Raw genomic sequence first — 24,504 nt, 5'->3', positions numbered from 1 at the left:
CGTATTATCGCTAGCAGTGACCGCTCTATCGCAATTTAATTTATTTTTAAGAGCAATAGTCTAGCTTGACAAGCTTAGTGTGAATAGTATTTTCCAATAAACTAATTTATAGGCAATAAGAATGACAAAAAACCAGCCTCAACCCATTTTCTACGTGTTTTATGTATCTCTCATAGTGGCATTGGGAGGATTCCTCATGGGCTTTGACGCATCTGTTATTTCAGGTGTGGTCAAATTTATCGAACCGGAATTTAGCTTAACGAAAATTCAATTAGGCTGGGCCGTAGCTTCACTATCGCTCACCGCAACTTTTGCTATGATTACAGCCGGGCCGCTAAGTGACCGATTTGGTAGAAAAGTTATATTAAAAATAGCCGCGGCTTTGTTTTTTGTATCGGCCATTGCTTCAGCATTTGCCCCCAGCTTTTTAATGCTGGTGATGGCTAGAATGCTCGGAGGCTTAGGAGTAGGTGCCGCTCTGATTATTGCCCCCATGTATATAGCAGAAATTGGCCCAGCTAAATATCGTGGCCGCATGGTGTCCCTTAACCAGCTAAATATTGTGTTGGGCATATCAGTGGCATTTTTTACTAATTACTTGATATTGCAAGCGGCTAATTCTGATGCAGATTGGGTGCAAACCTTAGGTGTTGCCCAATGGAATTGGCGCTGGATGTTAGGCATTGAGGCAATCCCGGCGCTGGTGTATTTCATTTGCTTATCCATAGTGCCAGAAAGCCCCCGCTGGTTAATGATGAAAGGCCGAGCCCAAGAAGCAACGGTCATTTTAAAGCGGGCCTTAGGTGAACAAAACGCAGCACAAGAAATTCAGCAAATCAACAAGAGCATTAGCCTTGAACACAACCAAGCAAAAGGGGCCTTTATGGACTTACTAAAACCCTCGATGCGTCTAGTGATGATTGTGGGTATTTCCATTGCCATATTGCAACAAATCACTGGTATTAACGCTGTGTTTTTCTATGCACCGATGATTTTTGAACAAACTGGTTTAGGTACCGACGCGTCATTTTTACAAGCTATATTAGTTGGTATCACTAATGTGGTATTTACCTTAATTGCTATCGCACTCATTGATAAAATAGGGCGTAAATCTTTACTAATAGCCGGTGTCTCGGGGATCATTGTATGTATGTTTAGTTTGGCCTATCAGTTCAATGCCGCCACTTATACGTTAACCGCTCAAGCCCTTAACAGCTTATCAACAGAAATAGACATACAAGCGTTACAGCCCATACTTGGCGCAACGTTTAACAGTGACTTAGCATTTAAGTCGGCGATAACAGACCTGTTAGGTGCCACCCAAGCAGGGCAATTTGAATCGACATTGGTATCAGCAGCTATTCAAATGAATGGCACGATGATCCTAGTGAGTATATTGGGTTTTGTAGCCTGTTTTGCTGTGTCTTTGGGCCCGGTCATGTGGGTACTGTTTTCAGAACTGTTCCCCAACCGAATTCGCGGTATCGCGATTTCTTTTGTGGGATTAATCAACTCGGGCGTAAGCTTCTTAGTACAGCTTATATTTCCATGGGAACTGGCAAACTTAGGCGCAACGTTTACCTTTGCGATTTATGGCGGATTCGCCTTTATTGGTTTGCTCATTATTCTTAAGTTCTTACCTGAAACGAAAGGTAAAACTTTGGAAGAATTGGAAACTATTTTGGTCAAATAGTAAGACTACGAAGCCAATAGGCAATAATTAACATCTCAGTTAATCATTGCCTATCGTTGTTTATCAATTATATATAGGCACTAAATGGCCCGATTAACATAGTGCTAATCGTTATTTGTAACTGCCGTTTCCCATTAAATCCATACTGCTTAGTTCACTCCCTACAAGTGCACTCCCTACAAGTGCACTCCCTACAAGTGAATTACCTGCAAGTCACTTTGTGTCAGACTGCCTGCAAGTAATCCTTCAGTCTATTTAACGTCTTGTTTTTCATTAAATATCATAGTGTTTGATGCAGCAAGCTTGGAAGCTTGGAAGCTAAAAAGCATAAGCTTAAGCTTGATAATAATTCGGATGGTGATTTATGTCACTGATACCACTGATGCCATTAATACTAATTTATTGGCTCAATACTTAATGGTTTAATAACTCTATAAAAAGAATGTACAGCGCCTAATCGAAAAGATACTACTGCACATTGCCAAACTCATTTTCGATATCAAATTCATATCAATATCAAATTCATATTAATATTAATATAAAGTACGTATTGCTGATTAATCAGGCTGATAAACCACTAAAAACTGATTGGCTTGCACGTTGCTTAATTCGCTGGTTACTGACGCCAGACCTGGCCAAACGATACGCACATTCTCAATGACTTGATTGTCTGCAACCCCAAAATGTGCCTCAACTGGGCTTTGTGACACATAATTATTACCAAGTTGCAGTTCGCGCATTTGTTCTTTACCGTTAACGGTAATAAAAATTTGTGCTCCCACAGCCTGAGGATTGAGCCTAGTACCTTTGAGCTGGATATTTAAAAAGTTATTACCATCTGCAAAGCTATTATTACGGAATAAACTCGGTGACTTACCACTATTGGCGATTAGCATGTCTAAGTCACCATCTCGATCATAATCATGGCACACCAGACCTCTGCCCATATCGGTATGGGTTATTCCTAACTCCACACCCCTTTCAGTGAAGGTGCTATCACCATTGTTTATGTAAAGTACAGCACGGTCATTATTGAAGCGCTCATAAGATCGATTGACCGATTGTTCTTCAGTCCAACCATCGTAACCATTGACCGTAAAAAGGTCTTGAAAACCATCGTTATTAAAATCTGCAAAACAGGTTCCCCAGCCCCAATATGCTTGCGTGACTCCAGCCGCTTTGGTCACGTTAGTATAATTACCATCACCATCATTTTGATACAAACGACTACCATCTAATAACCCAATGAAAAGAAACTCTTCACGAGTGTCACCTATGGCTGAGACATACCAGTCTAAGTCACCATCATTGTCGTAATCGGCCACTGTATTTCCCATGCCGGATCTATCATTAATCGTGGGCGGAGTATAATCAACATAACCTGTACCTGCATTATTAACTAATACTTTACTATTACCGTAATCAGCACTGAGTAAAATATCTGGAAAACGGTCATGATTAAAATCAGCAAACACCGGCGTAAAAGAATACTCGTATCTCAATTGTGGCTCATCCCCTTCTACCGCAGGGGTAAAAGTACCAATATCCACAGTGTCGCTAATATCGATGAAATTACCTGCCCCTTGGTTCTGCCAAAAATACTCCCAACGATCCTGCTTATTAATGGGATCCCAATGCGTGAAAAACAAATCGAGATCGCCATCTAAATCATGATCACCGGCTGCCACTGACAGAGTAGGTTTAGTGAGATGTAAGCCTGTAGACTCAGAAATATCTGAAAAGCTACCATCGCCGTTATTAGCAAACACTTGAACAACAGACGGCGGCTCCTGAATACTTAATAAGTCTGGCAGGCCATCTAGGTTAATATCCAGAAATGCCCCTCCATGACCCGCAGACAAGCTAGTAATACCCGCTTGTTGAGTCATATCAGAAAAACTTCCATCTGCTTGTAAACTAAATAATTTACCCAAATTATTTCGCCCATGGGTCACATAAATATCCATGCGGCCATCCCCATTATAATCACTCACTGCTATACCACCAGATACGCGCGCAGTCGTACCGTCTAAAGGTGATAAGGTTGTATCATAACAAAGACCTGCATTATGACTCACGTCATTGAAAACAGCAGTGGCATCAGTTTCTAAAAGCTCACAATCTTTGCTGGGTCCTATTAATAATTTTGATGGATCAGTGGCAAGGGAAGTTTCGACTCGTAAAGTGGGAGTCACAACAACAGGCGGAACATTAATAATGTTAGGAGAAGATGAATCCGAACCACCGCACGAGGCTAAAAACATCACGGGTAAAATAACCAGAGCGTTGATTAATAAACGATTGCAAAGCACCGCATGGTGATTACTCATAAACATCTTTCCCAAATATATTGGGCAGTTTAGTCATGTTGAGTAAACTACCCTTAATTAAAATTAATTTAGTGAGTCAAAATCAGCGTAGACTTTCCAACACTTTTTAGTATGTATCCCAACTACATAAGCTTATATAGCTCAGAGATAGGCTTCGTTTATTGTCCAAAAATAGATTGCACAAGCTCAAAGCTGTCTGTCGCAATTTTAGCACCAATGATTCGGCCAGGAATATCATCAATGGGTGGATGGATCCCTCCCCAAATACGCGACAAACTGCACTGATCGGAGGCGTCTTGGTAGGTAGCCCATTGCAAAGTCATACTTACACTGGGTCCTTGTTCAAACACCAGAAAGTCGTTAGCAACCACCTCAAATTCACTCATACCACCAGGAAAATAGGCTGACCCCGTAATGGACTCCAATAGGTCTGCAGCCGCTCTAGAATAGGTTGAATGTCCTGATACATAACCAGCAAATGGTGGTGTCACAAAAGAAGGCCTTTGATAGGGCCACCATTGCTCTGCCAATATCCATCCCGCTCCAGCTTGGTCAACCAAGGGGTCAATCACGTAGCCTGGACCTTTCCAAGCATACAGTTTTATTTTACCTATGTGCTGTGGGTTATCATTGGCCAAGGGGTCTGTTTCTGTGACCAATTCAATATAATTTTCCACTAATGGAATACCATTAATATGGTAAGAAGATAATAAAGGATCACTGCTTTGTCCTAGGTCAGCCATAGCACGGATCGCAGATACGGGTCGTATATAATCATAACGCCCTTTTATCCCCCAAGCAGCCACAGCGGAATCATGCATAGTCCCCCCCATAGCAAAATAAGACTTAATATCCCACTCAAGCGGTCCTAATATGTCGCCAACACCTGCCCAACGTTTTTCCAATAATGCATGGTCACTCACAGAGTTTAAGATAACAAACCAGTGTCCGGGAGGCGTTTCTGACTCTGGACCGTCGGCCCAAAATTCAGCTAATACACGAGTATAATCACCGCGGGGCACAATCTGTTCTTCGTAGGGTTGATTAGTGATTGGATTAATGCCATAACCTGTACTTGGGTCACCGCCTTCAAGTTGTTTATAGAATTCATTGAATTCTTCAAAAGATTGAGGAAATTCTGAGATGTTACCAATACTCTTTGGCGAGATATCCCACATAACGCCATCATTTTGATCAAGATGAGAAGACCAAATAGACACCAATGAAAATCCCCACTTATATTGCTCACTTAGGGCGCTATCAATTAACGGTGGCATGCCAGGATCATGATAAACCTGATAATCAAAGCCATCGCGTGCAAACACCGTTTTGTCATTATCTGACAAAGCAAAAGGAACCACTTGCCCCCATTCAGGGCTCAAAAAGGTAGGAGCTTCATCAATACGGTTGCCTGCCTGATCAATAAATCCTTCTATCGATAGGGGTTGCCAACGATCCAAATTTAAAATGGTTGGGTTTCCCACATCAGAACTACTGAGAACTAAGGGGGGATTAACTGGTTGGTAGCTTGTATTAGCATAAAATTTTGGCTCATTGGCACCATCTTGCAAACCAAATTCAATGTAACAGTCAGCAATATAATTACCCAAAGCGACAGCGGAGCCTTGGGCATAATCCAATGACTCGTTGTCGAGGTTATACCCTAAACTGAGCATTAAAGCATCAGCAGCAGCCATAATTTGAACTGAGCCTGGAGAGAAAATAAATCGATGTTGAATAATCCGATAAGCAGCAAAACTGATGGCTTGTTCCTGATGGGGTAATATATCGCTTGGTAAATCAAAGTCAGAAGAGGAACAAGCAAACCCTGCTACCTCATTGCCAAACAAAAACCCTTGAGTCTGCGGTTTATAAACTGACCACGCATCAAACATAGCGGAAGAGATATGGAATAAATTTCTGGCATGTATAGTGGGCCTTGCAAAGTCATTACGTATCGCCAGTAAAAGCACTTCATTCCACATACGTGCGACAGATTGACCTTCTCGTTCAGGAGTCAATGACACTGGTGGGGGCTGAGTCACAACAACAGGGGGGGAAGAAGAGCCACCGCCGCATCCGGCTAAAATCGAGCTCGTTAATATTATAGCGCCCAGTTGATTAATCGTTTTTTTTAAACACATCATATACTTAACCATGTCACCAATATCTAGATTATCCTGCTTACCGAATAAACCAGTATATTGTATAGTTTGGTTAATTGGGTAAAAAAGATTGGAAGAAATTTTCTACCAAACGGCTAAACCTTAAAATTGCTCCTTTTTGATAGCTTAGCTGTAAGCCCCCTGCATCACTTGCTTAGGTTTACGATCAACCTTGAACAATCCCCAATGCTTCTCTGGCTCTTGTGGATCATCTGAACCTTTCCAAGGCTCATCAAATGCTTCAAATACGAAAGTGAGTATGCGTTGTTTTGTGGTCCATTGTAACAACTGGGCATAATAAGCAGTTTGTAATAGTTCAGATGCATTCCATGACTCAATACCCTGACCATTTGACTGAGTTGTCCAACCCGCTTCAGTAATCACAATTGGTTTATCTGGATGACAAGCCAACACCTGTTGGTAATTTTGTTTAGTATATTCTAGCGCATTATCGATACTTTGAAATTCCCAAACGGGGTAAGTATGGATTGAAATAAAATCTAACTCTTCGACTAAAGGGGCTAATTTGTTAGTCCAAGGAACGTAGTTTTCACAGAAAGTCACAGGTTGTGCAATATTGGCTTTTATACGTTGCACGTAATTAACCAAACTGTCTACCGGTACCATATGGTCGGTCCATTCCACACTGGCTTCATTACCCACAGACACAGAAAACACAGACTTTGGATACCTAGCAGCTAATGCAATAAGACTGTCAATTTCATCACTGTTGTGGCGTTTATTCTTGACTAGTTGTTCATCACTGAAGTTTGCTCCCCAAGGACAATTTGGATTACTGACTTCTGCAGCCATGTCCACTCCAAGCATAATATGAAAATCTAATTTTTCTGTTTCAATCACACTGAGCACAGTTTCAGCATGTTTGCTGCAATCATACAAACGTAAAAAAGACCAATTATCAGCCAACAACAATAAATCTTCTTTCACTTGCTCATAACTTGGAAAAATACCTTTTCGAGGGTCTTGCTCCTCCCTGTATCCTGAATAACAAATGCTATTACCATGTTTTAGACCGGTCAATTTTTCAATCGAAGATTGGATCGTCAAACTATCTTGCATACTTGTGATTTCCATCTTTATCTAAGATACCCCAATACGCACCCACGTCACCTTCATCAGCCACTTTCCAATCTTCGTCAAATGAGGAAAAATAAAACAACTCAATACCCTCTTCTTGTGTCCAGTGGTAAGAGTCGACAAAATAACGGATCGCATTTTCATAGGATGGAACCGCGGCTCTTTCTGAACTGCCTTGGTCTGGCCAGCCAGTTTCACTGATAATCACTTTTTTGCCCGGTGCTACTTTTTGTGCCCTACGGTACATATCTTTCATGTGAACCAGTGCATGCTCTGCGGGGTACCCTTCCCAAAAAGGATAACAATTAGCAAAAATCACATCACAGGCATCCGTCACTTTCTGATTATCTTCAAATAAGAAATACGCGTCCACGTATCCTACTGGAACCCCAGGCGCACCTTGTTTAGCACGATGAATATAATCTATTAACTGTTCCTGTGACATTTCTTCGCGCAGTAGCACTTCATTGCCAACAGCAAGTAAGTCAGCGTGTCCTGCTTGTGCCACTTTAATCGCGTTGGCTAGTTCTTTTTCGTTATTCTCAAGATCGTCTTCTAGCCATACCCCCACCAGGGTTTTCAAACCATATTCTGCAGCTATTTTAGGGATCAATTCATTGCCTTCAGTGCAAGAAAAGGTTCTAACCCATTTCACATAAGGTGCCATTAGTTGTAAGCGCTGATGTATTTGTGCTTCGGTAATTTGGGTACCAGGGCCCTGTCCAGAAATATAAGGACTAAAAGATAGACCATGAATTTTATCAGCTAATAACGTACTAACTTCAGCTTGCAATTCCTTTATAGACAATTTACCCGCTTCAAGTAAATTAGCGCGATTTCTATAATAATTTCCAGACATAATAACCTCTATCTTATTTACAACATCAACAAAACACTGTGCGGCTTTTAATCGCTTAGCAATTGACTAGTGTTCAGGGTGATATGAATTTTTTTGATGAAATCCGTTCGGTTAAACAATGCATGACTGTACTCACCTACTAACGTCAAGTCGCTAGATATTATTTGTTTACCATCAGACAAGGTTAATGTAAGTGAAGGGGTATCTGTTGTTAATTCATACACAACAGGTACTTGACACCACGTAAACCCAATTCCATTTTTTGGAACAGTTGTTTGCTGCCATGCATTTTGTACATCAAGATAACGGAATGGTTTTTCATGAGAAACAAATTCACTGCTGCGTAAAAGGCTAGGTTTAAACTCAACCTCACCGCTGAGAACATGAATACCCAACTCACCAAAACGGCTCAAAATCTCTTCTTTTACCTGTCCTGTCATACCAGGTTGTTGTGCCCCAGCATGTTTAGGGGTATGGGAGTATGGGTCACAAGGAAATGCGCCATATTCATCAGGTGATTTGTTAAAACCAATGCCACCACGCACCCGATAATAAAGTGCGCCTAAACGTTTTATCAGCTCAGGCTCAGCCTCTTCTGCAACTGCGGCATAAAAGTTTTCTTTTAGTGCGAGTAATAGTTTTGACACCATGTGCCAATATACGCTACCTAAACCTTCAAAACCAAACATGCCTCCTGATCTGCCGGTAAACGATTGATGATTGAATATCTTTTCATACAAGTTCTCAATACTCGACACCGTTGTGTTATCCAGTGCAGGGTAGTCTGCTCTAATCACGTCAAGCTGTATAATCAGTTCACCTGTATTTTTAACGTTGGGATTGAAACGATATCCCCCCTTTACGTCCTGCATGACGATACGTTCATCAGCACCAGCTAGCATTTTTGCTAAAAATGGCACCTCATCGAACGCAGCCAAAGTAATCATATTTTTTTCTAAAAACGGAGTTTGTACACGGTCCGGATACAACATGAAAGTTTTCTGGTCAGGACGGTAAACATCACTGGCAAACAATGCATCCAATACATCCGCAGCCTGCTTAGGGTTAATAGCTCCAGAACTAATAGCGGCCACTTGTCCTTCAAGCATAGGGTAAAGATTTTCTACTGAAGCTTGCTTCTCACCAAAGCCTAATAGATTATATGATTGGTATAAACCATCATCACCCAAGTTAGTTTGAATAGTATGATCAATGACTATCAATGCATTGCTAAGTAATAAATTGACTATTTCAGTCGAACTATTTTCTTTATGACTAAAACTTTGGGCTTTATAGACCGCTTCACGATAACGCCAAGCCGCTTGGCCTAAATCTTGTAACACGTCAAAACGTAATGAGTCAGATACCGGTGAGCCATTAAGTTTTGGACTTAAGGTTTGTAATATTTCGGCGGTTTCTTTAAGCCACTGTGCGACTTCATAAGATAATTCAACAGTGTCAGGCTGCTGCTTCATCAAACCTTGGAAAAAACGCACATAACGCCTCAGGTAATTAAGGGTAACCATGGACAAGCCCTGGCCCACCAATGCATTGTTTGCATCATTCCATTCGGGTCTTTGAGCATTTAACCAAATCCCCCCATCTACTACTAAATTACCTAATTTACATAATAAAGGGACCAATAGTTTTTCAAGCAAATTAACTTGATAAACCTCGCCATTTTCATCCAAGACTAACTTACCGTCGGCACCAAATTGCTCAACCTTTGCAGCAATACGCTCAGCAGAATCTTCATCATAACTCACAGTACTTTTAGCATTGTGTAACATATCGTTAAATGACTTGATTCTATAAGGCACATTGGCATAGCTAAAAATCGATTTATTGAGTAATTGTGCTAATAACTTTGGATGAAACTGTTTAGACAGTTCCAACATTTTCAGCAAATAAATAATCTGGTGATCACCCCAATACCCAATGTAACTCCATGGATCATCAGGCTCTTCTACTTCCCAATCTATTCCACCCTTGGTAATACGATAAGGGTTATAACCATCTATAGTTGATGCGTTTACAAATTTAGCGATAACACATTCAATAAATTCCGGATAACTAAAAGTTAATGCTTCCCAATTTTGAAAAATATCACGCCAGTTACCTTGATACGACAACAAGCGATGTCCAGCATCATCTTTTAATTTGATTTCAAATTGATTCCATGGGCGACTAGGATCACCATGTCTTCGACCAAAAGTGATAGGCAAATATTCAGCAGCTAGGCGCTCTAATTGAGGGTCATTAAGTGAAGTAATGATGCTAGAAAAGTCTTGCAACGCAATCTGTTCGGGCAACTGAATCAACTTTTCTAGATGCCTGTTGTACACATTAATATTGAAAGTTTTTAAGGTGGCAATAAAGTCTCTGGTTGATAAGGAATATTGATTATCAAACACTCCCCCTCTTAAATTATTAAAAAGAGTATTGGCGTAATGGTGTACTGAAACATTTTCTTCACTTGTCAGTTGAAAACCATCGGACGCAGCCATAATTCGGGCCAAAGTATCAGAGCCTTCAATTATAGAGTCAGACAAGTCTGTCAGTATTTTATTTTGGTCACCCAAAGACTGTATCAAGGCGCTGACCTGAGACTGGTTTTGTTCGAGATTAGCCACTAACTGCCATTTTTTGCTCTGCAGTGGGAGCAATTCAAACTCTACATTGAGCAAATATGCACCACGTACACCCCGCTTAGCATTTTCGGTTTCTATGACGTCATTGCGCCAAAACTTTTCAAGTTGTGCATTACACAGTAATACCTTGTATTCATCGAAGCCCGTTGAAAATACTGTATTAGCTTTTAATGATTCACTGGGCTCTGCGCGGTCTGTAATACCCGAATATAGAGTAAACATTGCCAGACCAGTTGGCCTGTGCAACTCACTCCATTTGTAGGCATCAACCAAATTACTGGAGACCGTCTGAGTAAAACGTGGCGTGCCAGCTGGTAATATATTTTGTAATCCATCAATCATGTTAACTGAAACAGCGTCTTCAGATAAATTATGCAATTCACACTGACGAGAAAAACCAAACTCATCACTGGTAGCCCATGTGTAACGAAATGCTAATTGAAGGTCATGATTAACTTCTTCAAAACAAATTTTATCACCTAAAATATTTTTATATAAATTTTGGCTGATTTCATATTGATGATTGAAATCTTTGTTAAAGGCATCCCACTTGTAAGCTTTGCCTTTTTTGTTAATTTTAAGCAGCGTTTTGCTGCCTGTGTTAGCGGCATCTTCATGAATTTTGTCTACTGGGGCGTAAGGAAATAATGCTGTTTCTGGGGATATTCTGCCAGCAGTCAATCCCCCAGTTGAGGAAACAAATAACCAGTGGTCACTGTCTGAAATTAAACTGATAAAAAAGGGAGCCATTTTCTGCATATTATGAATAGCGTAATAACGCTCCCCTTGCATATCAATAAATTCGCCTGCTACATCACTACTATTAGGGGCTGAAAAGCTCATCGCCACACTCTCTTAATTTAATAAATTACACATTCGTAATTTTGTTTAAAACCAAAGGCAACCTACGTCATTTAACGACATTTCAAAAAAAACCATTTAAGAGTGGTTATCAATCAAAACTCGTTTTAGGATGGCGCAGAACAACTACCCAAAGGTTCGTCTTCTGAAAATTTGCAAAGACACTAAGCTATGTTTCACTTAACGCAATAAAAATAAGTTAAGAGGGACTGAGCTTGCGACTAAGTAGATTTACAAATTTGTAACATCTACAGTTTATTAATTAAGACTACATCCCCCGTTTTTAATGGCCTTAAGTGCTTACTAATTTACAATTTTCACACTTTCGTCCGCCCCACCTTTTATCTGTACCGTCTTACCGCATTTACCATCGACGAGATTAACCTTTGTGTTACAAAACCAACCATGTCGTTAACATTATGGTATTTGTGCCATATGTAAACAGCTGTTAACCTTGTTCAAAGACTTGTTTAAACAAGCAACATAACGAGCGAATTGCACTTTTTAAAGACTATTATCGGAGATAACCATGGTAAAACATAGCGTTAAAAGAATGACGCATATTCTTTCAGCTTCCATCGCCTTGACCCTGACCGCAGTTCTGGTCGGTTGTGGCGGCGGAGCAGCAACTAACACAGATATAGTATCTGTAGATACTACAACACCGGTCGAAGACTGGGTTATGGTGTGGAGCGACGAATTTGACGGTAGCTCAATTGATACTAATAAATGGACACATGAAGTTGATTGTAACGGCGGTGGTAATTTTGAAAAACAATGTTACACCGACAGCACAGATAACTCATTCGTATCAGATGGTAACTTAAACATTGTCGCCAAACCTTCTGTTGATGGCGAACAGCTGCCCTATACATCTGCACGTATGTCGACCAAATACAAAGGCGACTGGACATATGGGCGCTTTGAAATGCGCGCCAAACTTCCATCAGGACAAGGTTCATGGCCCGCATTTTGGATGCTTTCTACAGATGAAGTCTATGGAGGTTGGCCAAAGTCAGGTGAAATTGACATAGTCGAATCTGTCAACCTAAAAGTGCCAAACGCAGCAGGTGTAGAAGAAAATAATATTTTCGGCACCTTGCATTACGGCCCTGACTGGCCAAATAATGAACAATCTGGTAAAGCCTATTCTCTTCCCGGCAATGTCAATCCTGCTGACGATTTCCACACTTACGCCATTGAGTGGCAAGAAGGTGAGATTCGCTGGTACATGGATGGTTACCTTTATGCAACACAAATGAAATCTGAGGTTAGATTCAACAGTAAAGGTGAATCAGTTGGACTGGTTCACAAGGGCTGGTTTGCTGAATACTACGATATTATTACTGGTGAACTTGAAACTAAATGGGACACAGCTCCCTTTGATCAAGATTTCCATATTTTGTTAAATCTTGCAGTGGGTGGAACTTTCCCAGCAAATACTAACAATGGTGCTGATTACCCTGACGGCATTGACCCAGCAGATTTTGCAGAAGGTCAAACCTTTGCAATTGACTACGTGCGAGTGTATGAATGTGCATCTGACCCAATGACGGGTGCAGGATGTGAAACCATTCGTACTAATTACAAAGTCGAAGCCTCTGATGACGTTCCAGATGGCGCTTTGGTGATAGGTAAAGCACCCACACCTACTCCTCCTGTTCCAGATGTTGCAGTACCTATCACTATTTTTGCTGACGTCGAAAATGCACTTTGGAAATTATGGGATTGTTGTGGTGGGACCGTCCCTGAAGTTGTTATTGACGATGCCCAACATGGTGCAGTTGCTGAATTCCAAGTACTTAACAATGACGGTGCAGTGTTAGGATTTTACAGTCGCCCAGACTTCACAGAAGGTGGAGTGCCATTTAATGCATCAGCTATGTTGACTACTGGAAGCTTATCTTTTGAAATGAAAGTGGTATCACAACCTACAAGCTCAACAGTTTGGACTTTGAAGGTAGAGGGTGATAACAATACATCGTTTGCAGAAGTAGCGCTTAATACCAGTAATGAAGGCGTTGACCCAGAAACAGGTGAATGGCAAACCTACACGTTTAGCCTATCTGATCTCACTGACGCAGGTTTAGATATCAGCGCCATAGATGTCATTATGATATTCCCAGCTTGGGGAACAGGTGAAGGAGCAGTATATCGTGTAGATAATGTGACTATTGCTGAACCTGGCAACGTGGTTTATCCAGAGCTTGTTTTATTTGAAGACGCGATTAACCCTGCTTGGCCTCTATGGGATTGCTGTGCTGGCTCAACACCCACTGAAGAAATGGATGATGAAGCACATGGTTTAGTGGCAGAGTTTTCTGTATTGGGTGCACCTGAAACCGTTCAAGGTTTCTTCGGTCGCGATAATGGCAGTTTTGATGCTTCAGCGTTATTGACTGAAGGTGTGTTCCAATTTGAAATGAAAATTGTAACCGCGCCTGCTGATGGCACACCATGGTTAATGAAAATAGAAGCTGATGGTAATACTTCGTTTGTTGAAGTTAACTTAAACACCAGTGCTGAAGGCGTTGATCCTGTTGCCGGTGTGTGGCAGACCTACACTTTTGATTTATTAACAATGGCTGACGCAGGTTTAGACCTTAGCGCTATAGATGTCGTTATGGTATTCCCAGCTTGGGGTGCAGGTGCAGGTGCAGTCTATCGTGTGGATAATGCAAAAATATACAATCCTAATGCCACATCAGGTGGTCCAACTGGTCCTAGATTAGTCGCCTTTGATAATGCTGCAAATCCAGAATGGCCTCTTTGGGATTGTTGTGCAGGCTCAACACCTACAGTAGAAATGGATGATGCAGAGCACGGTGCTGTAGCAGAGTTTTCTGTACTAGGCGCACCTGAAACTGTTCAAGGATTCTTTGGAAGCGATTCAGGAAGTTTTGATGCATCAGCATTATTAACTACAGGTAATTTCAGCTTTGAAATGAAAATTGTTACCCCCCCTGCTGATGGCACACCATGGCTAATGAAAATCGAAGCAGACGGCAATACATCGTTTTTTGAAGTCAACCTAAACACCAGTATTGAAGGTGTCGACCCAGTTGTTGGTGTTTGGCAAACTTATACCTTTGATTTGTTAACTATGGCTGATGCAGGTTTAGATTTGAGTGCCATTGATGTACTTATGGTATTCCCAGCATGGGGCGCAGGTGCAGGCGCTGTCTACCGTGTAGATAATGTGATCATCGGCAACCCCGGTGAGACTGATGGCGGAACAGGTGTTGCAGATGGCGCAGCGTTAACGTTATACGCTGATGCCATGAATGCTGAATGGCCACTATGGGATTGTTGTGGTGGTTCAACGCCAGCTGAAGTAGTAGATGATGCTCAACATGGCATGGTCGCTGAATTCTCAGTGCTTAATACAGCTGAAACAGTACAAGGTTTTTACAGCCGTGATGTAGGAACACCATTTAATGCAGAAGACATCATAAACGGCACTTTCAGTTTTGAAATGAAGATTGTGACTGCCCCTGCTGATGGCACACCATGGATGATAAAAATGGAAGCTGGCGGCAATACTACTGCCGTAGAAGGTAACCTAAACACCAGTATCGAAGGGCAAGAACCGGTTCCTGGTGAATGGCAGACCTATACCGTAGATATACTCACTTTGCTAGATAACGGATTAGACATCAGTCAAATTGATGTAGTCATGATATTCCCAGCTTGGGGTGCCGGTCTTGGTGCGGTGTATCGCATTGACAACGCTGTGTTTAAACCTTAAGCCATAGTTATGTTGTTTATGGTCTAACCATAAACAACATAGTGCTTAAATAGTGCTTAAATTAGCGTTAAAACAAGAATAATTAACTTAGATTGACTGATAGAAATTACAAATTCTTACTGAAATCTAAGTATTTTGAAATTAGTTCGAAAAATGAGTAGGGCAATTATGAAAGATATTACCTTCAATAAAACACGACTAGCAGCAACAATTTCTGTGCTGTTAGGGGCAGGAATAGCGCCGTTGTCAATTGCACAGGAAGCAGAGCCTGTCGCTGATGACATAGAAATCATCCAAGTAAAAGGTATTCGAGGCAGTTTGGCTCGTTCGATGGACATAAAACGCGAAGGCAATGGGGTTGTTGACGCGATTTCTGCCGAAGAAATGGGTAAATTTCCCGATACCAACTTAGCCGAATCTTTACAACGTATTACCGGTGTCACGGTGAGTCGTTCAAACGGCGAAGGTAGCCAGATCACAGTGCGTGGTTTTGGTCCTAGCTTTAACTTGATGACACTTAACGGTCGTCAAATGCCAGGAACGGGTAACAGCCGTTCTTACAACCTAGAGAATTTATCCTCTGCGGGTGTGAGTGCATTAGAAGTCTATAAAACTGCCCGTGCCGAATACCCTAGTGGTGGCATTGGTGCAACAGTTAACATAGTCACCACCCAACCTTTGGCTTCACCTGGATTAAAATATTCAGTTTCTGGTAAAGGTATACGCGATACATCTAATGTAGAAGGCGATGCGGTGACTCCAGAAATAGCCGGTCTTTATAGCAATACATTTGCTGACAATACAATTGGTGTGGCTATTTCTTTGTCTCACCAAGGCCGTGACTTTCAACAGCAAAGCGCAAACGTTCCTGGTTGGCAAGCAGATCAAGGAACGGGTGGTCTCACCGGTGACAACGCAATCGATTTACGTGGCGTAGATGCAGAGGGTGAAAAGCTAGGACATACTTATTTTCCTAGGCAGATATCTTACGATATTGCTGATGTGCAGCGCACCAGAACGAATGGGCAAGTAACATTACAATATGCCCCAACTGATGCCATGACTTTTAGTCTTGACTACACCCGTACTGAAGCAGAAACCGCTACTGAAACACGTGGCTTTGGTATCTGGTTTAACTGGGGTGGCAACTTAACTAACTATCAGTTAGACGAAAATGGCACCGCTATTAACTTCACAGAAACCGCTAATGATTATGCCCACTCTGTCGGTGCAAATACATTTTTGGTTGAAGCAGAATCAGTGGGATTCAACTTTGATTGGCAATTAACAGACAACATTCATGTTGAATTTGATTACCATGATTCTTCAAACGCTACCGATTCTGGTGGGGACAAAGGCACAGGTAATGCGGGAAGTGTGATTATTGCACCAAATAATATCCTGACTAAAACCTATGATTATTCCACAGGCGAAATACCGAATTTTGCCATGACGTGGCCAGACGGAGCTGCTGAAGCTAGCCCCAATGATTTTGACCCACTTTTTGGTCAATTCAGTGTCTCTACAGGCGAATCAACAGTCGAACAATACCAATTCCACAGTGAGTGGGTTAACCCAGACGATGGTTTCTTAGCCAATATTAAATTGGGTGCGGCCAGAACCGAACAAACCTTTGGTGGCTCTGGTACAGGTAGTGGTAATATTGGTCCCAATGGTTATAACGGTAATCAGGCAGTCTTCCCTGACAGCATGTTTACGCGCCAAGGTACCGGTAGTCTTCTCGATGCCTTAGACGGTGGGGGAGCAGATTTAACCACTAACTACTATTACACTTTTGACTTTGCAGAAACAGTGGCTCGTATGGTTAACTACTTCGATAGTGTGCCACTTAATCCCTTTGACAGTGAGTTATCCAGTACTAGCTCTGGTGGCGTTACTGAAGAAACGACATCGGTATATCTACAAAGCGCCCTTTATTTTGAATTAGCCGATATGCCGGTTGATATCAACCTTGGTTTGCGTTATGAAAAAACTGACGTCACTAGTGATGTCATTCAACGGGTTGAAGACCAAATAGTGTGGTCAAATCCTACTGAGTGGCAATTACGTTATCAACCTGGTGGCGCACAAGATGTCAGCTTCCTAGGTGAACATGATGTAACCTTACCCAGTATTGATATTAAAGTGGAAGTCACTGATGACATCATTGCTCGCATGTCTATGGGTAAAACCATTACCCGAGCCCCACTGGGTAACTTAATAGGTATACGCTCTTTATCAGGCGCTCCTAAGCCGGGTAGCAGAACAGGTAGTCAAGGTAATACCAACCTGCAGCCGTTTGAGTCTACAAACTTCGACTTTTCTGTAGAGTACTATTATGGCGACGCGAGTTATATTTCGCTTGGTTACTTCGAAAAAGACGTGGTGAATTTTATCACGACTACAAATGAAACTATCACAGTGGACGGTTTGACAGATCCCTTGATTGGTCCAAGAGCAACACAAGCCATCAGTGATTTAGTGACCGCGTCTGGCGACCCAAGTTTTGTTCCTGCAGATGGTGCTGTATGGCAGCAAATCATTGATAATGGTGGCGGTGCGTTTGACGATATCACTGGCAATACAATTGTATTCCAAAACAGTAGCGACCCTCTAGTGGAATGGGTCGTTAGCCAACCATCAAATGGTGACGCACGTAGTGTTGATGGTATTGAATTTGCGGTCCAGCATATGTTCGGTGAAACTGGTTTTGGTAGTGGTTTTAACTTCACTCTTGTTGACGGCGACGTTAAATACGATGTAGACAGTTTCGAGTCACAATCACCTCTTGTTGGTTTGAGTGACTCAGCTAACTTCCAAGTGTTTTACGAAAAAGATGGCTTGTCTGTTAAAGTCACTTACGCTTGGCGTGATAACTACCTAATTGGTGTGGGTCAAGCCCAAGGCAGTGCTGAAGCGCCTCCTCAGTTTGGTAAAGAATATGCACAAACTGATATCAGTGTAAATTATGATGTATCTGATGAACTCACAGTATTTTTTGAGGGAATTAACATCACTAACGAAACTGAACAGGGTTATGGCCGTTACGAAGAGCAATTCTTGTTTGCTCGTCAATACGGACCTCGTTATGCATTAGGTGCTCGTTATACCTTTTAAGGTGTAATAAGCAATTTAAAAGCCGCTGATATCAGCGGCTTTTTTGTATAATATTGTATAATATTTAATAAATATAGATGCTAATAATCCCTTTGGTTTTTAAATCCGTATAGAACAGGTATTATTAATTTTATATGAATATTTGGAGTGGTAAATTTGGATAACTTAGTCCGAGAAATTACTATTGTAGGTGGTGGCACAGCTGGTTGGTTAACAGCCGGAGTCATAGCTGCCGAACATATGGCGAACTCAAATTCTGGGGTAAAAGTTACCTTAGTTGAATCACCTGATGTCAAACCCATAGGTGTAGGTGAAGGCACATGGCCGACTATGCGTGGCACTCTGAAAAAAATGGGGATTAATGAGACCGAATTTTTTCGTGAATGTGATGCATCATTTAAACAAGGTGCAAAATTTGCTAAATGGGTAACCGGTAAAGAAGATGACTTTTATTACCATCCGTTAGTGTTGCCTGAAGGTTATGAAAAAATAAACTTGGCACCCTATTGGCAGCCCGAGTCTGACAAGGTGTCATTTGCCGATGCAGTGAGTTTCCAAGGGCACCTGTGTGAAAAAGGCCTCGCACCAAAGCAGATCACTACACCCGAATATGCTCATGTAGCCAATTATGCATATCATTTAGATGCAGGAAAGTTTTCCGCATTTTTACAAAAACATTGCACAGAAAAACTTGGCGTTAGGCATGTCTTAGACCATGTCACTGTAGTCAATTCTGCCCTAAATGGTGACATTGCTTCAGTCAGCACCAACCAACATGGCGACATCACAGGCGACCTGTTTATTGACTGTACGGGTTTTCACTCCTTGTTGCTGGGCAAACATTACAATATTCCATTTATCAGTAAAAAGCATATTCTGTTTAATGATACAGCCTTGGCGGTGCACGTACCTTATCAAAATGAAAACGACGCCATCGCTTCACATACCATATCTACAGGGCAAAGTGCTGGTTGGATTTGGGACATTGGTCTCCCCTCTCGTCGAGGTGTTGGCCATGTATTCTCATCTGCCCACACCACTGTTGAAAAAGCAGAGAAAGAATTACGTGACTACATCAGACCTACGTTAGGCAAAAAAGCCGATGTCATAAGTATCAGGAAAATTCCTATCAACCCTGGGCATAGAGAAGTTTTTTGGCATAAAAACTGTGTGGCAGTGGGTTTATCTGCTGGTTTTCTAGAGCCCTTGGAGGCCTCAGCACTAGTCTTGGTTGAATTATCTGCTGCTATGATAAGTGAACAACTACCTGCCAACCGTGATGTGATGGATATTGTAGCGAAACGTTTTAATAAAAAGTTTCTTTATCGCTGGGACAGGATCGTTGATTTTCTAAAGTTACACTATATTTTGACTAAACGAACTGACACTAAATATTGGCGAGATAATTGTTTAGCTGAATCCATCCCTGAAGACTTGCAGACACTATTAACTCTTTGGCGTTACGAATCACCGTGGCAACTTGACTTTGATCATGCCGATGAAGTCTTCCCCTCTGCTAGTTACCAATACGTGCTCTACGGCATGGGTTTTGAGACCTCAGCACGGCGCACAACCCGGCGTTCAGACAACCTTGAATTGGCTCAAATGACATTTCAAAAAAATGCGCAGTTGACTAAGAAATTACTCGCAGGATTGCCTAATAATCGTGAGTTGATCAATAAAATAAAGCAATACGGCCTACAAAAAATATAAAGGAACATACATGCCCGATCATCAATTATTGGATAACATCACCCACAAAGATGTTCATGTTATCACCGAACATTCCACTCAGTTGAGTGATAAAAGCAGTTATAGTCATGTGTTTATCTCTGAGTTTCGAGACGTTCAAGCCCATTACCCCATCTTTTTTCAAAAAAATCCTCAAACCGGGCAATTTGAGGCCATTGCATTGTTTGGTTTAGCCGGTGAAGAGAACCTATTCTTGACCGATGCAGGGTGGCAAGCTAACTATTTACCTTTGAGTATCCAAAGGAGGCCATTTTTAATCGGCTTTCAAGAAAACACTGAAGATGGAGTAGTAAACGAAGAGCCCGTTATCCATATTGATATGGACAGCCCAAGAATTAGCTACAACCAAGGTGAAGCGGTATTTTTACCACAGGGTGGTCAAAGCCCCTATTTACAACAAATGGCCGCGACGTTAATGGCAATTCACCAAGGCCACCAACAAACCCAATCCTTTATTGAGGCTTTGCAGCAACGTGATCTGCTTGAGTCAGTCGAGATAAAGGTGACGTTAGACGATAACTCTGGGCATGCTATGGATTTTTTATACACCATTAATGAAGAAAAAGTCGAGCAATTACCTGACGAGGTAATAGTTGATTTACAGCGATTAGGTTATCTAAAAGCGATTCATATGATATTAGCGTCTATGCCAAATATGAGTCATCTTATCGAATTGAAAAATCGTCTACTTAAATAACCGATGTTAGAAATCAAGCATCCCATCCGTGAAATAGCTGACGCTTCAAACGTAAGTCTAACGCCTGAATTACTGTGTTCTAACAGCCCCATTGTATTGCGTGGGTTAATTAACGATTGGCCTTTGATAAGTGCAGCTAAATCATCTAATCAAGCCGCTCAAGATTACCTTAGGGATTATTACAATCAAAATAAAGTACGCACGTTTATGGCAGAGGCCAAACACCGAGGTCGTTTTTTTTATAATGACGACTTGAATGGTTTTAACTTTACGCCTAACACTACTTATTTTGACAAAGTATTAGACGATTTAGCGACGTATGAACATTTGCCTGCTCCCCCTGGTTTATATATGGGCTCTACTGCTTTGGACCATATATTGCCCGGATTTAGAAAAAATAATGACTTATCTTTATTGGTTGATAACCCCCTCGTTAGTTTGTGGGTTGGCAATCAATCACGGATTGCCGCGCATTATGATGTCACCGACAATATTGCTTGTGTGGCAGCGGGAAAAAGACGTTTTACTTTATTCCCCCCCAATCAACTAGACAATCTATACATAGGGCCATTGGATTTCACCCCTGCTGGGCAACCGGCCAGTCTGGTAGATTTCAGTGATCCTGATTTAGTCAAACACCCTAAATTTGCAGAAGCAATGCAGCATGCACAAGTCGCTGAGTTAGAAGCTGGAGACGCTATTTTCATTCCCAGCATGTGGTGGCATCATGTGGAAGGCTTAAGTTGTTTTAATGTGCTAGTAAACTACTGGTGGCGACAAGTCGATATCCAGATAGGTGCGCCTATGGATGCACTAAATCATGCCCTTCTTAGCATTCGCGATTTACCTCAAGCACAACGAGACGCTTGGCGTAATATATTTGAGCAATATATCTTTGCACCCAAAGATCATAGCTACATACCAGAAGACAGAAGAGGGGTGTTGAACCCTATTGACGAACAGTTAGCCCGCAAGTTGCGCGCGTCTTTGGTCAATAAACTCAACAGATAGATAATTGGGTATTTATCCGTCTATTAAACCAGCGTCTATTGGTGGTTTATGAGGCAAAGTAAAAAGCATGAAATCAATGATTTCATGCTTTTTTAGTTTTACGTACTTAGAAAGATTAGGCCGTTTGTCTTCTCTTTTCTAACTCCTCACGAATTTCATGGGCCTTTTGTTCGGTAATTGGATAGGTATACACCATCCATATTGCGATAGCAGAAGCCACCATAGGAATTACCACGTCAAACAATCTCATCAAATGGATCGTCTCGGCAGTTTGAGCGCCCCCCAAGGCAACATCAAAGCCTGTAATATTAAGTAAAAATCCGCCTGCAGCTAATGCAACAGCCATACCCAACTTCACGACCCACCAATAAATAGAACCGAACATACCTTCACGTCGCTCTCCTGTCTCTAACTCATCCATATCACATACATCAGCAATCATGGATCCCATTAAGGTAAACAGTGCCCCTAAGCCAAAAGCCATAAAGGGTGCGGGTACCAAGGTCAGCAACGGATAATCAGGATGGTAACAAACCCACTTCAACCCATAACCTACAATAGAGACAACAGTCGCCACATAAAATGCTTTTTTCTTACCTATTTTGGTGGATAACCAAGACACAAAGAAAATAACAAAAAACGTAGACGCCGCAGACAATGTGCCTGCCCAACCTGAATATTCTGCTCCTAGTGATTGACTACCTTCAAACACATAATAAATAATCACATATATTTGGAAAGATGAAACCAGCATAAAACCATTAAATACTAAGAAGGTAGCCCCACACAAACTCAAAAAAGGCTTGAACTTTAAGGTGATGACGAAACCACGAAAAAAGCCTTTAATACCGGTGGGAAATTCTTCAACTTTGTTTAATTGCGCAAGGTTTACTTTGGATGCTGCCTCCACACGCTCATCAGTATTGGTCTTATTAAAACGTTCCTTCAAAAAGATGGCAGGAATGACACCAATAACAATAACAGTGGCACCGATAATAATGGCCAACCAACTGGCTCCATCCACCAAGTCATCAAATAACACATCACTTTGCATAAACCATAAAAACCAGGGTGAAATCAGATAAGCCACATAACCCATAGAATTTTGCACCGCCATCAAACGAGTACGTTCGTGATAATCAGGCGTTAATTCATAACCTAAGGCTACCCAAGGAGTGGCAAAAACAGTGTAGGCAAGATAAAAGATAAATGAGCCCGTTAGAAAAAACCAGAAATAGAAGTTTTCGCTTTGCCCGAGGGGCAATTGCCACATTAAGGCATAAATGACACCTACCGCTATGGCCCCACAAAAGATATAGGGCCTACGCCTGCCCCATTTCGTCTTGGTTTGATCAGAAATATAACCCATAAGAGGATCGGTAATCGCATCGGTCAAACGGGGTAATGCACTGAGTAAACCAACCAACGCAGGGTTCATGCCCAAACCCAAATTAAGCACTATCACCATGCCACCTATTGCGGCAGCTAAAATATTGTTTACAAATGCGCCTAGGCCATAGATGAGTTTTTTGGAAAGTGATATTTTGTCTTCGGGTGCTGTTTCGAAATGTTGGTGGTCGCTCATATACTTTTTTCCATCACTGGGTTGGTTCGGATGAAAGAGACTATTACAAGGCAAATTAGACCTTTAGTTCCCGACACACGACTTGATTAAAGTGGACACTACACAGAATACAATATTCAACAATAGTAAAACGACAAGAGGGGGAATTTAACAAGTCGAAGCGGCTTTTTTTACATAATAACAACACATACAACTTCATTGTTTTTTATGACTAAATACCCTATCCAACCTATCTCACATCAAGTCCATCCTAGCTTGTTTAGATTGTGTAAATCCCTCAGTGAAATATTGTAAAGCCCATAAGTAAATAATTTGTTAACAAAATATAGATCAGTCATGACTTTGTCATAACTGATAGTTATAGGTTTTTAATGTCATTAAATTTCCAAAACGAAGCATTAAGTGACAGCAGTTTTCACTCGAAAACTTCTGGTATGTTAATCCCCATATTAGAGAGTATGACTGTAGAAGAAAAAATTGGGCAAATGAGTCAATTTTTTGGCCATACAGAGCATATATCTGAACATCTGGCTTTCTCAATTCGCCAAGGCCGTGTGGGCTCAATTTTAAATGAAGTCAGGCTGGATACTGTAAATGAATTGCAACGTCTGGCCGTAGAAGAAAGTAGGCTTGGCATTCCTCTTTTGATCGGTCGGGATGTCATTCATGGTTTTAACACCATATTTCCTATTCCATTAGGACAAGCCGCAAGTTGGTGTCCTGAAACGGTAAAGCAATGTGCGCATATCAGTGCATTAGAGGCATCCACCGCAGGTGTCAACTGGACCTTTGCACCGATGATCGACATTAGCCGAGATCCTCGTTGGGGTAGAATTGCCGAAAGCTTAGGTGAAGATCCCTACTTATGCTCAGTATTAGGGGTTGCCATGGTCGAAGGGTTTCAGGGTGACGAATTACACAAAAATGGCAGTATTGC

Annotated in this window: 12 protein-coding genes and 1 pseudogene; 7 read left to right on the top strand and 6 right to left on the bottom strand. The window is 41.5% G+C overall.

Features of this window, described 5'->3' with window-relative positions:
• The first annotated feature begins 121 nt into the window (after positions 1-121).
• A complete protein-coding gene (locus tag Q0Y52_RS19280) occupies positions 122-1,693 on the top strand; it encodes a sugar porter family MFS transporter (RefSeq protein ID WP_297824152.1) in 1,572 nt (523 codons plus the stop codon).
• Between the two features lie 557 nt (positions 1,694-2,250).
• On the opposite strand, the gene Q0Y52_RS19275 is transcribed toward Q0Y52_RS19280, so the two are convergent.
• The 5 genes from Q0Y52_RS19275 to Q0Y52_RS19255 all read right to left on the bottom strand — a co-directional run bounded on the left by Q0Y52_RS19275 (position 2,251) and on the right by Q0Y52_RS19255 (position 11,639).
• Positions 2,251-4,023, bottom strand: coding sequence for a CRTAC1 family protein (locus tag Q0Y52_RS19275; protein ID WP_297824150.1), 1,773 nt, complete (start codon positions 4,021-4,023; stop codon positions 2,251-2,253).
• A 158-nt stretch (positions 4,024-4,181) separates the two neighbouring features.
• Positions 4,182-6,170 (bottom strand): vanadium-dependent haloperoxidase, encoded by a 1,989-nt coding sequence (locus Q0Y52_RS19270; RefSeq protein ID WP_297824149.1) that lies wholly within the window; start codon positions 6,168-6,170, stop codon positions 4,182-4,184.
• A 144-nt stretch (positions 6,171-6,314) separates the two neighbouring features.
• Positions 6,315-7,268: a glycosyl hydrolase family 17 protein gene (locus tag Q0Y52_RS19265; protein ID WP_297824148.1), complete on the bottom strand. Its 954-nt coding sequence runs from the start codon at positions 7,266-7,268 to the stop codon at positions 6,315-6,317.
• The gene (locus Q0Y52_RS19260) at positions 7,258-8,145 is read right to left on the bottom strand and encodes a glycosyl hydrolase family 17 protein (protein WP_297824147.1); all 888 of its coding nucleotides are present in this window, start codon (positions 8,143-8,145) and stop codon (positions 7,258-7,260) included. Before Q0Y52_RS19260 ends, Q0Y52_RS19265 begins: the two co-directional genes overlap by 11 nt.
• 47 nt (positions 8,146-8,192) lie before the next feature.
• On the bottom strand, positions 8,193-11,639 hold the full coding sequence (locus Q0Y52_RS19255; protein ID WP_297824146.1) for a hypothetical protein: 3,447 nt from the start codon (positions 11,637-11,639) through the stop codon (positions 8,193-8,195).
• A gap of 571 nt (positions 11,640-12,210) precedes the next feature.
• Between Q0Y52_RS19255 and Q0Y52_RS19250 the strand changes: the two are divergent.
• The 5 genes and pseudogenes from Q0Y52_RS19250 to Q0Y52_RS19230 all read left to right on the top strand — a co-directional run.
• Positions 12,211-14,871, top strand: a pseudogene (locus Q0Y52_RS19250) (glycoside hydrolase family 16 protein); the annotation flags it as partial.
• A 702-nt stretch (positions 14,872-15,573) separates the two neighbouring features.
• Positions 15,574-18,522 carry a TonB-dependent receptor gene (locus Q0Y52_RS19245; RefSeq protein WP_297824145.1) on the top strand — a complete coding sequence of 983 codons (2,949 nt, stop codon included), beginning with the start codon at positions 15,574-15,576 and terminating at the stop codon, positions 18,520-18,522.
• A 156-nt stretch (positions 18,523-18,678) separates the two neighbouring features.
• Positions 18,679-20,235, top strand: coding sequence for a tryptophan halogenase family protein (locus tag Q0Y52_RS19240; protein ID WP_297824144.1), 1,557 nt, complete (start codon positions 18,679-18,681; stop codon positions 20,233-20,235).
• Between the two features lie 10 nt (positions 20,236-20,245).
• The gene (locus Q0Y52_RS19235) at positions 20,246-20,971 is read left to right on the top strand and encodes a SapC family protein (protein ID WP_297824143.1); all 726 of its coding nucleotides are present in this window, start codon (positions 20,246-20,248) and stop codon (positions 20,969-20,971) included.
• Between the two features lie 3 nt (positions 20,972-20,974).
• Positions 20,975-21,982, top strand: a complete 1,008-nt coding sequence (locus Q0Y52_RS19230) for a cupin-like domain-containing protein (protein WP_297824142.1) — start codon at positions 20,975-20,977, stop codon at positions 21,980-21,982.
• A 115-nt stretch (positions 21,983-22,097) separates the two neighbouring features.
• Here Q0Y52_RS19230 and Q0Y52_RS19225 read toward each other — a convergent pair whose 3' ends face one another.
• Positions 22,098-23,567: an MFS transporter gene (locus tag Q0Y52_RS19225; protein WP_297824141.1), complete on the bottom strand. Its 1,470-nt coding sequence runs from the start codon at positions 23,565-23,567 to the stop codon at positions 22,098-22,100.
• 434 nt (positions 23,568-24,001) lie between these two features.
• Between Q0Y52_RS19225 and Q0Y52_RS19220 the strand changes: the two genes are divergently transcribed.
• Positions 24,002-24,504: glycoside hydrolase family 3 N-terminal domain-containing protein (locus Q0Y52_RS19220; protein ID WP_297824161.1), on the top strand; the 503-nt coding region annotated here is incomplete at its 3' end.

The sequence above is a fragment of the uncultured Paraglaciecola sp. genome, from assembly GCF_943787955.1.
Taxonomy (GTDB): domain Bacteria; phylum Pseudomonadota; class Gammaproteobacteria; order Enterobacterales; family Alteromonadaceae; genus Paraglaciecola.
Note: the sequence above shows the minus strand (reverse complement) of the source record. Positions and strands in the feature narration are given on the sequence as shown.

Excerpts from the sequence above, each read along its gene's own strand:
- Q0Y52_RS19280 (WP_297824152.1), top strand. The coding sequence starts at position 122 with ATGACAAAAAACCAGCCTCAACCCATTTTCTACGTGTTTTATGTATCT.
- Q0Y52_RS19275 (WP_297824150.1), bottom strand. The coding sequence starts at position 4,023 with ATGAGTAATCACCATGCGGTGCTTTGCAATCGTTTATTAATCAACGCT.
- Q0Y52_RS19270 (WP_297824149.1), bottom strand. The coding sequence starts at position 6,170 with ATGATGTGTTTAAAAAAAACGATTAATCAACTGGGCGCTATAATATTA.
- Q0Y52_RS19265 (WP_297824148.1), bottom strand. The coding sequence starts at position 7,268 with ATGCAAGATAGTTTGACGATCCAATCTTCGATTGAAAAATTGACCGGT.
- Q0Y52_RS19260 (WP_297824147.1), bottom strand. The coding sequence starts at position 8,145 with ATGTCTGGAAATTATTATAGAAATCGCGCTAATTTACTTGAAGCGGGT.
- Q0Y52_RS19255 (WP_297824146.1), bottom strand. The coding sequence starts at position 11,639 with ATGAGCTTTTCAGCCCCTAATAGTAGTGATGTAGCAGGCGAATTTATT.
- Q0Y52_RS19245 (WP_297824145.1), top strand. The coding sequence starts at position 15,574 with ATGAAAGATATTACCTTCAATAAAACACGACTAGCAGCAACAATTTCT.
- Q0Y52_RS19235 (WP_297824143.1), top strand. The coding sequence starts at position 20,246 with ATGCCCGATCATCAATTATTGGATAACATCACCCACAAAGATGTTCAT.
- Q0Y52_RS19230 (WP_297824142.1), top strand. The coding sequence starts at position 20,975 with ATGTTAGAAATCAAGCATCCCATCCGTGAAATAGCTGACGCTTCAAAC.
- Q0Y52_RS19225 (WP_297824141.1), bottom strand. The coding sequence starts at position 23,567 with ATGAGCGACCACCAACATTTCGAAACAGCACCCGAAGACAAAATATCA.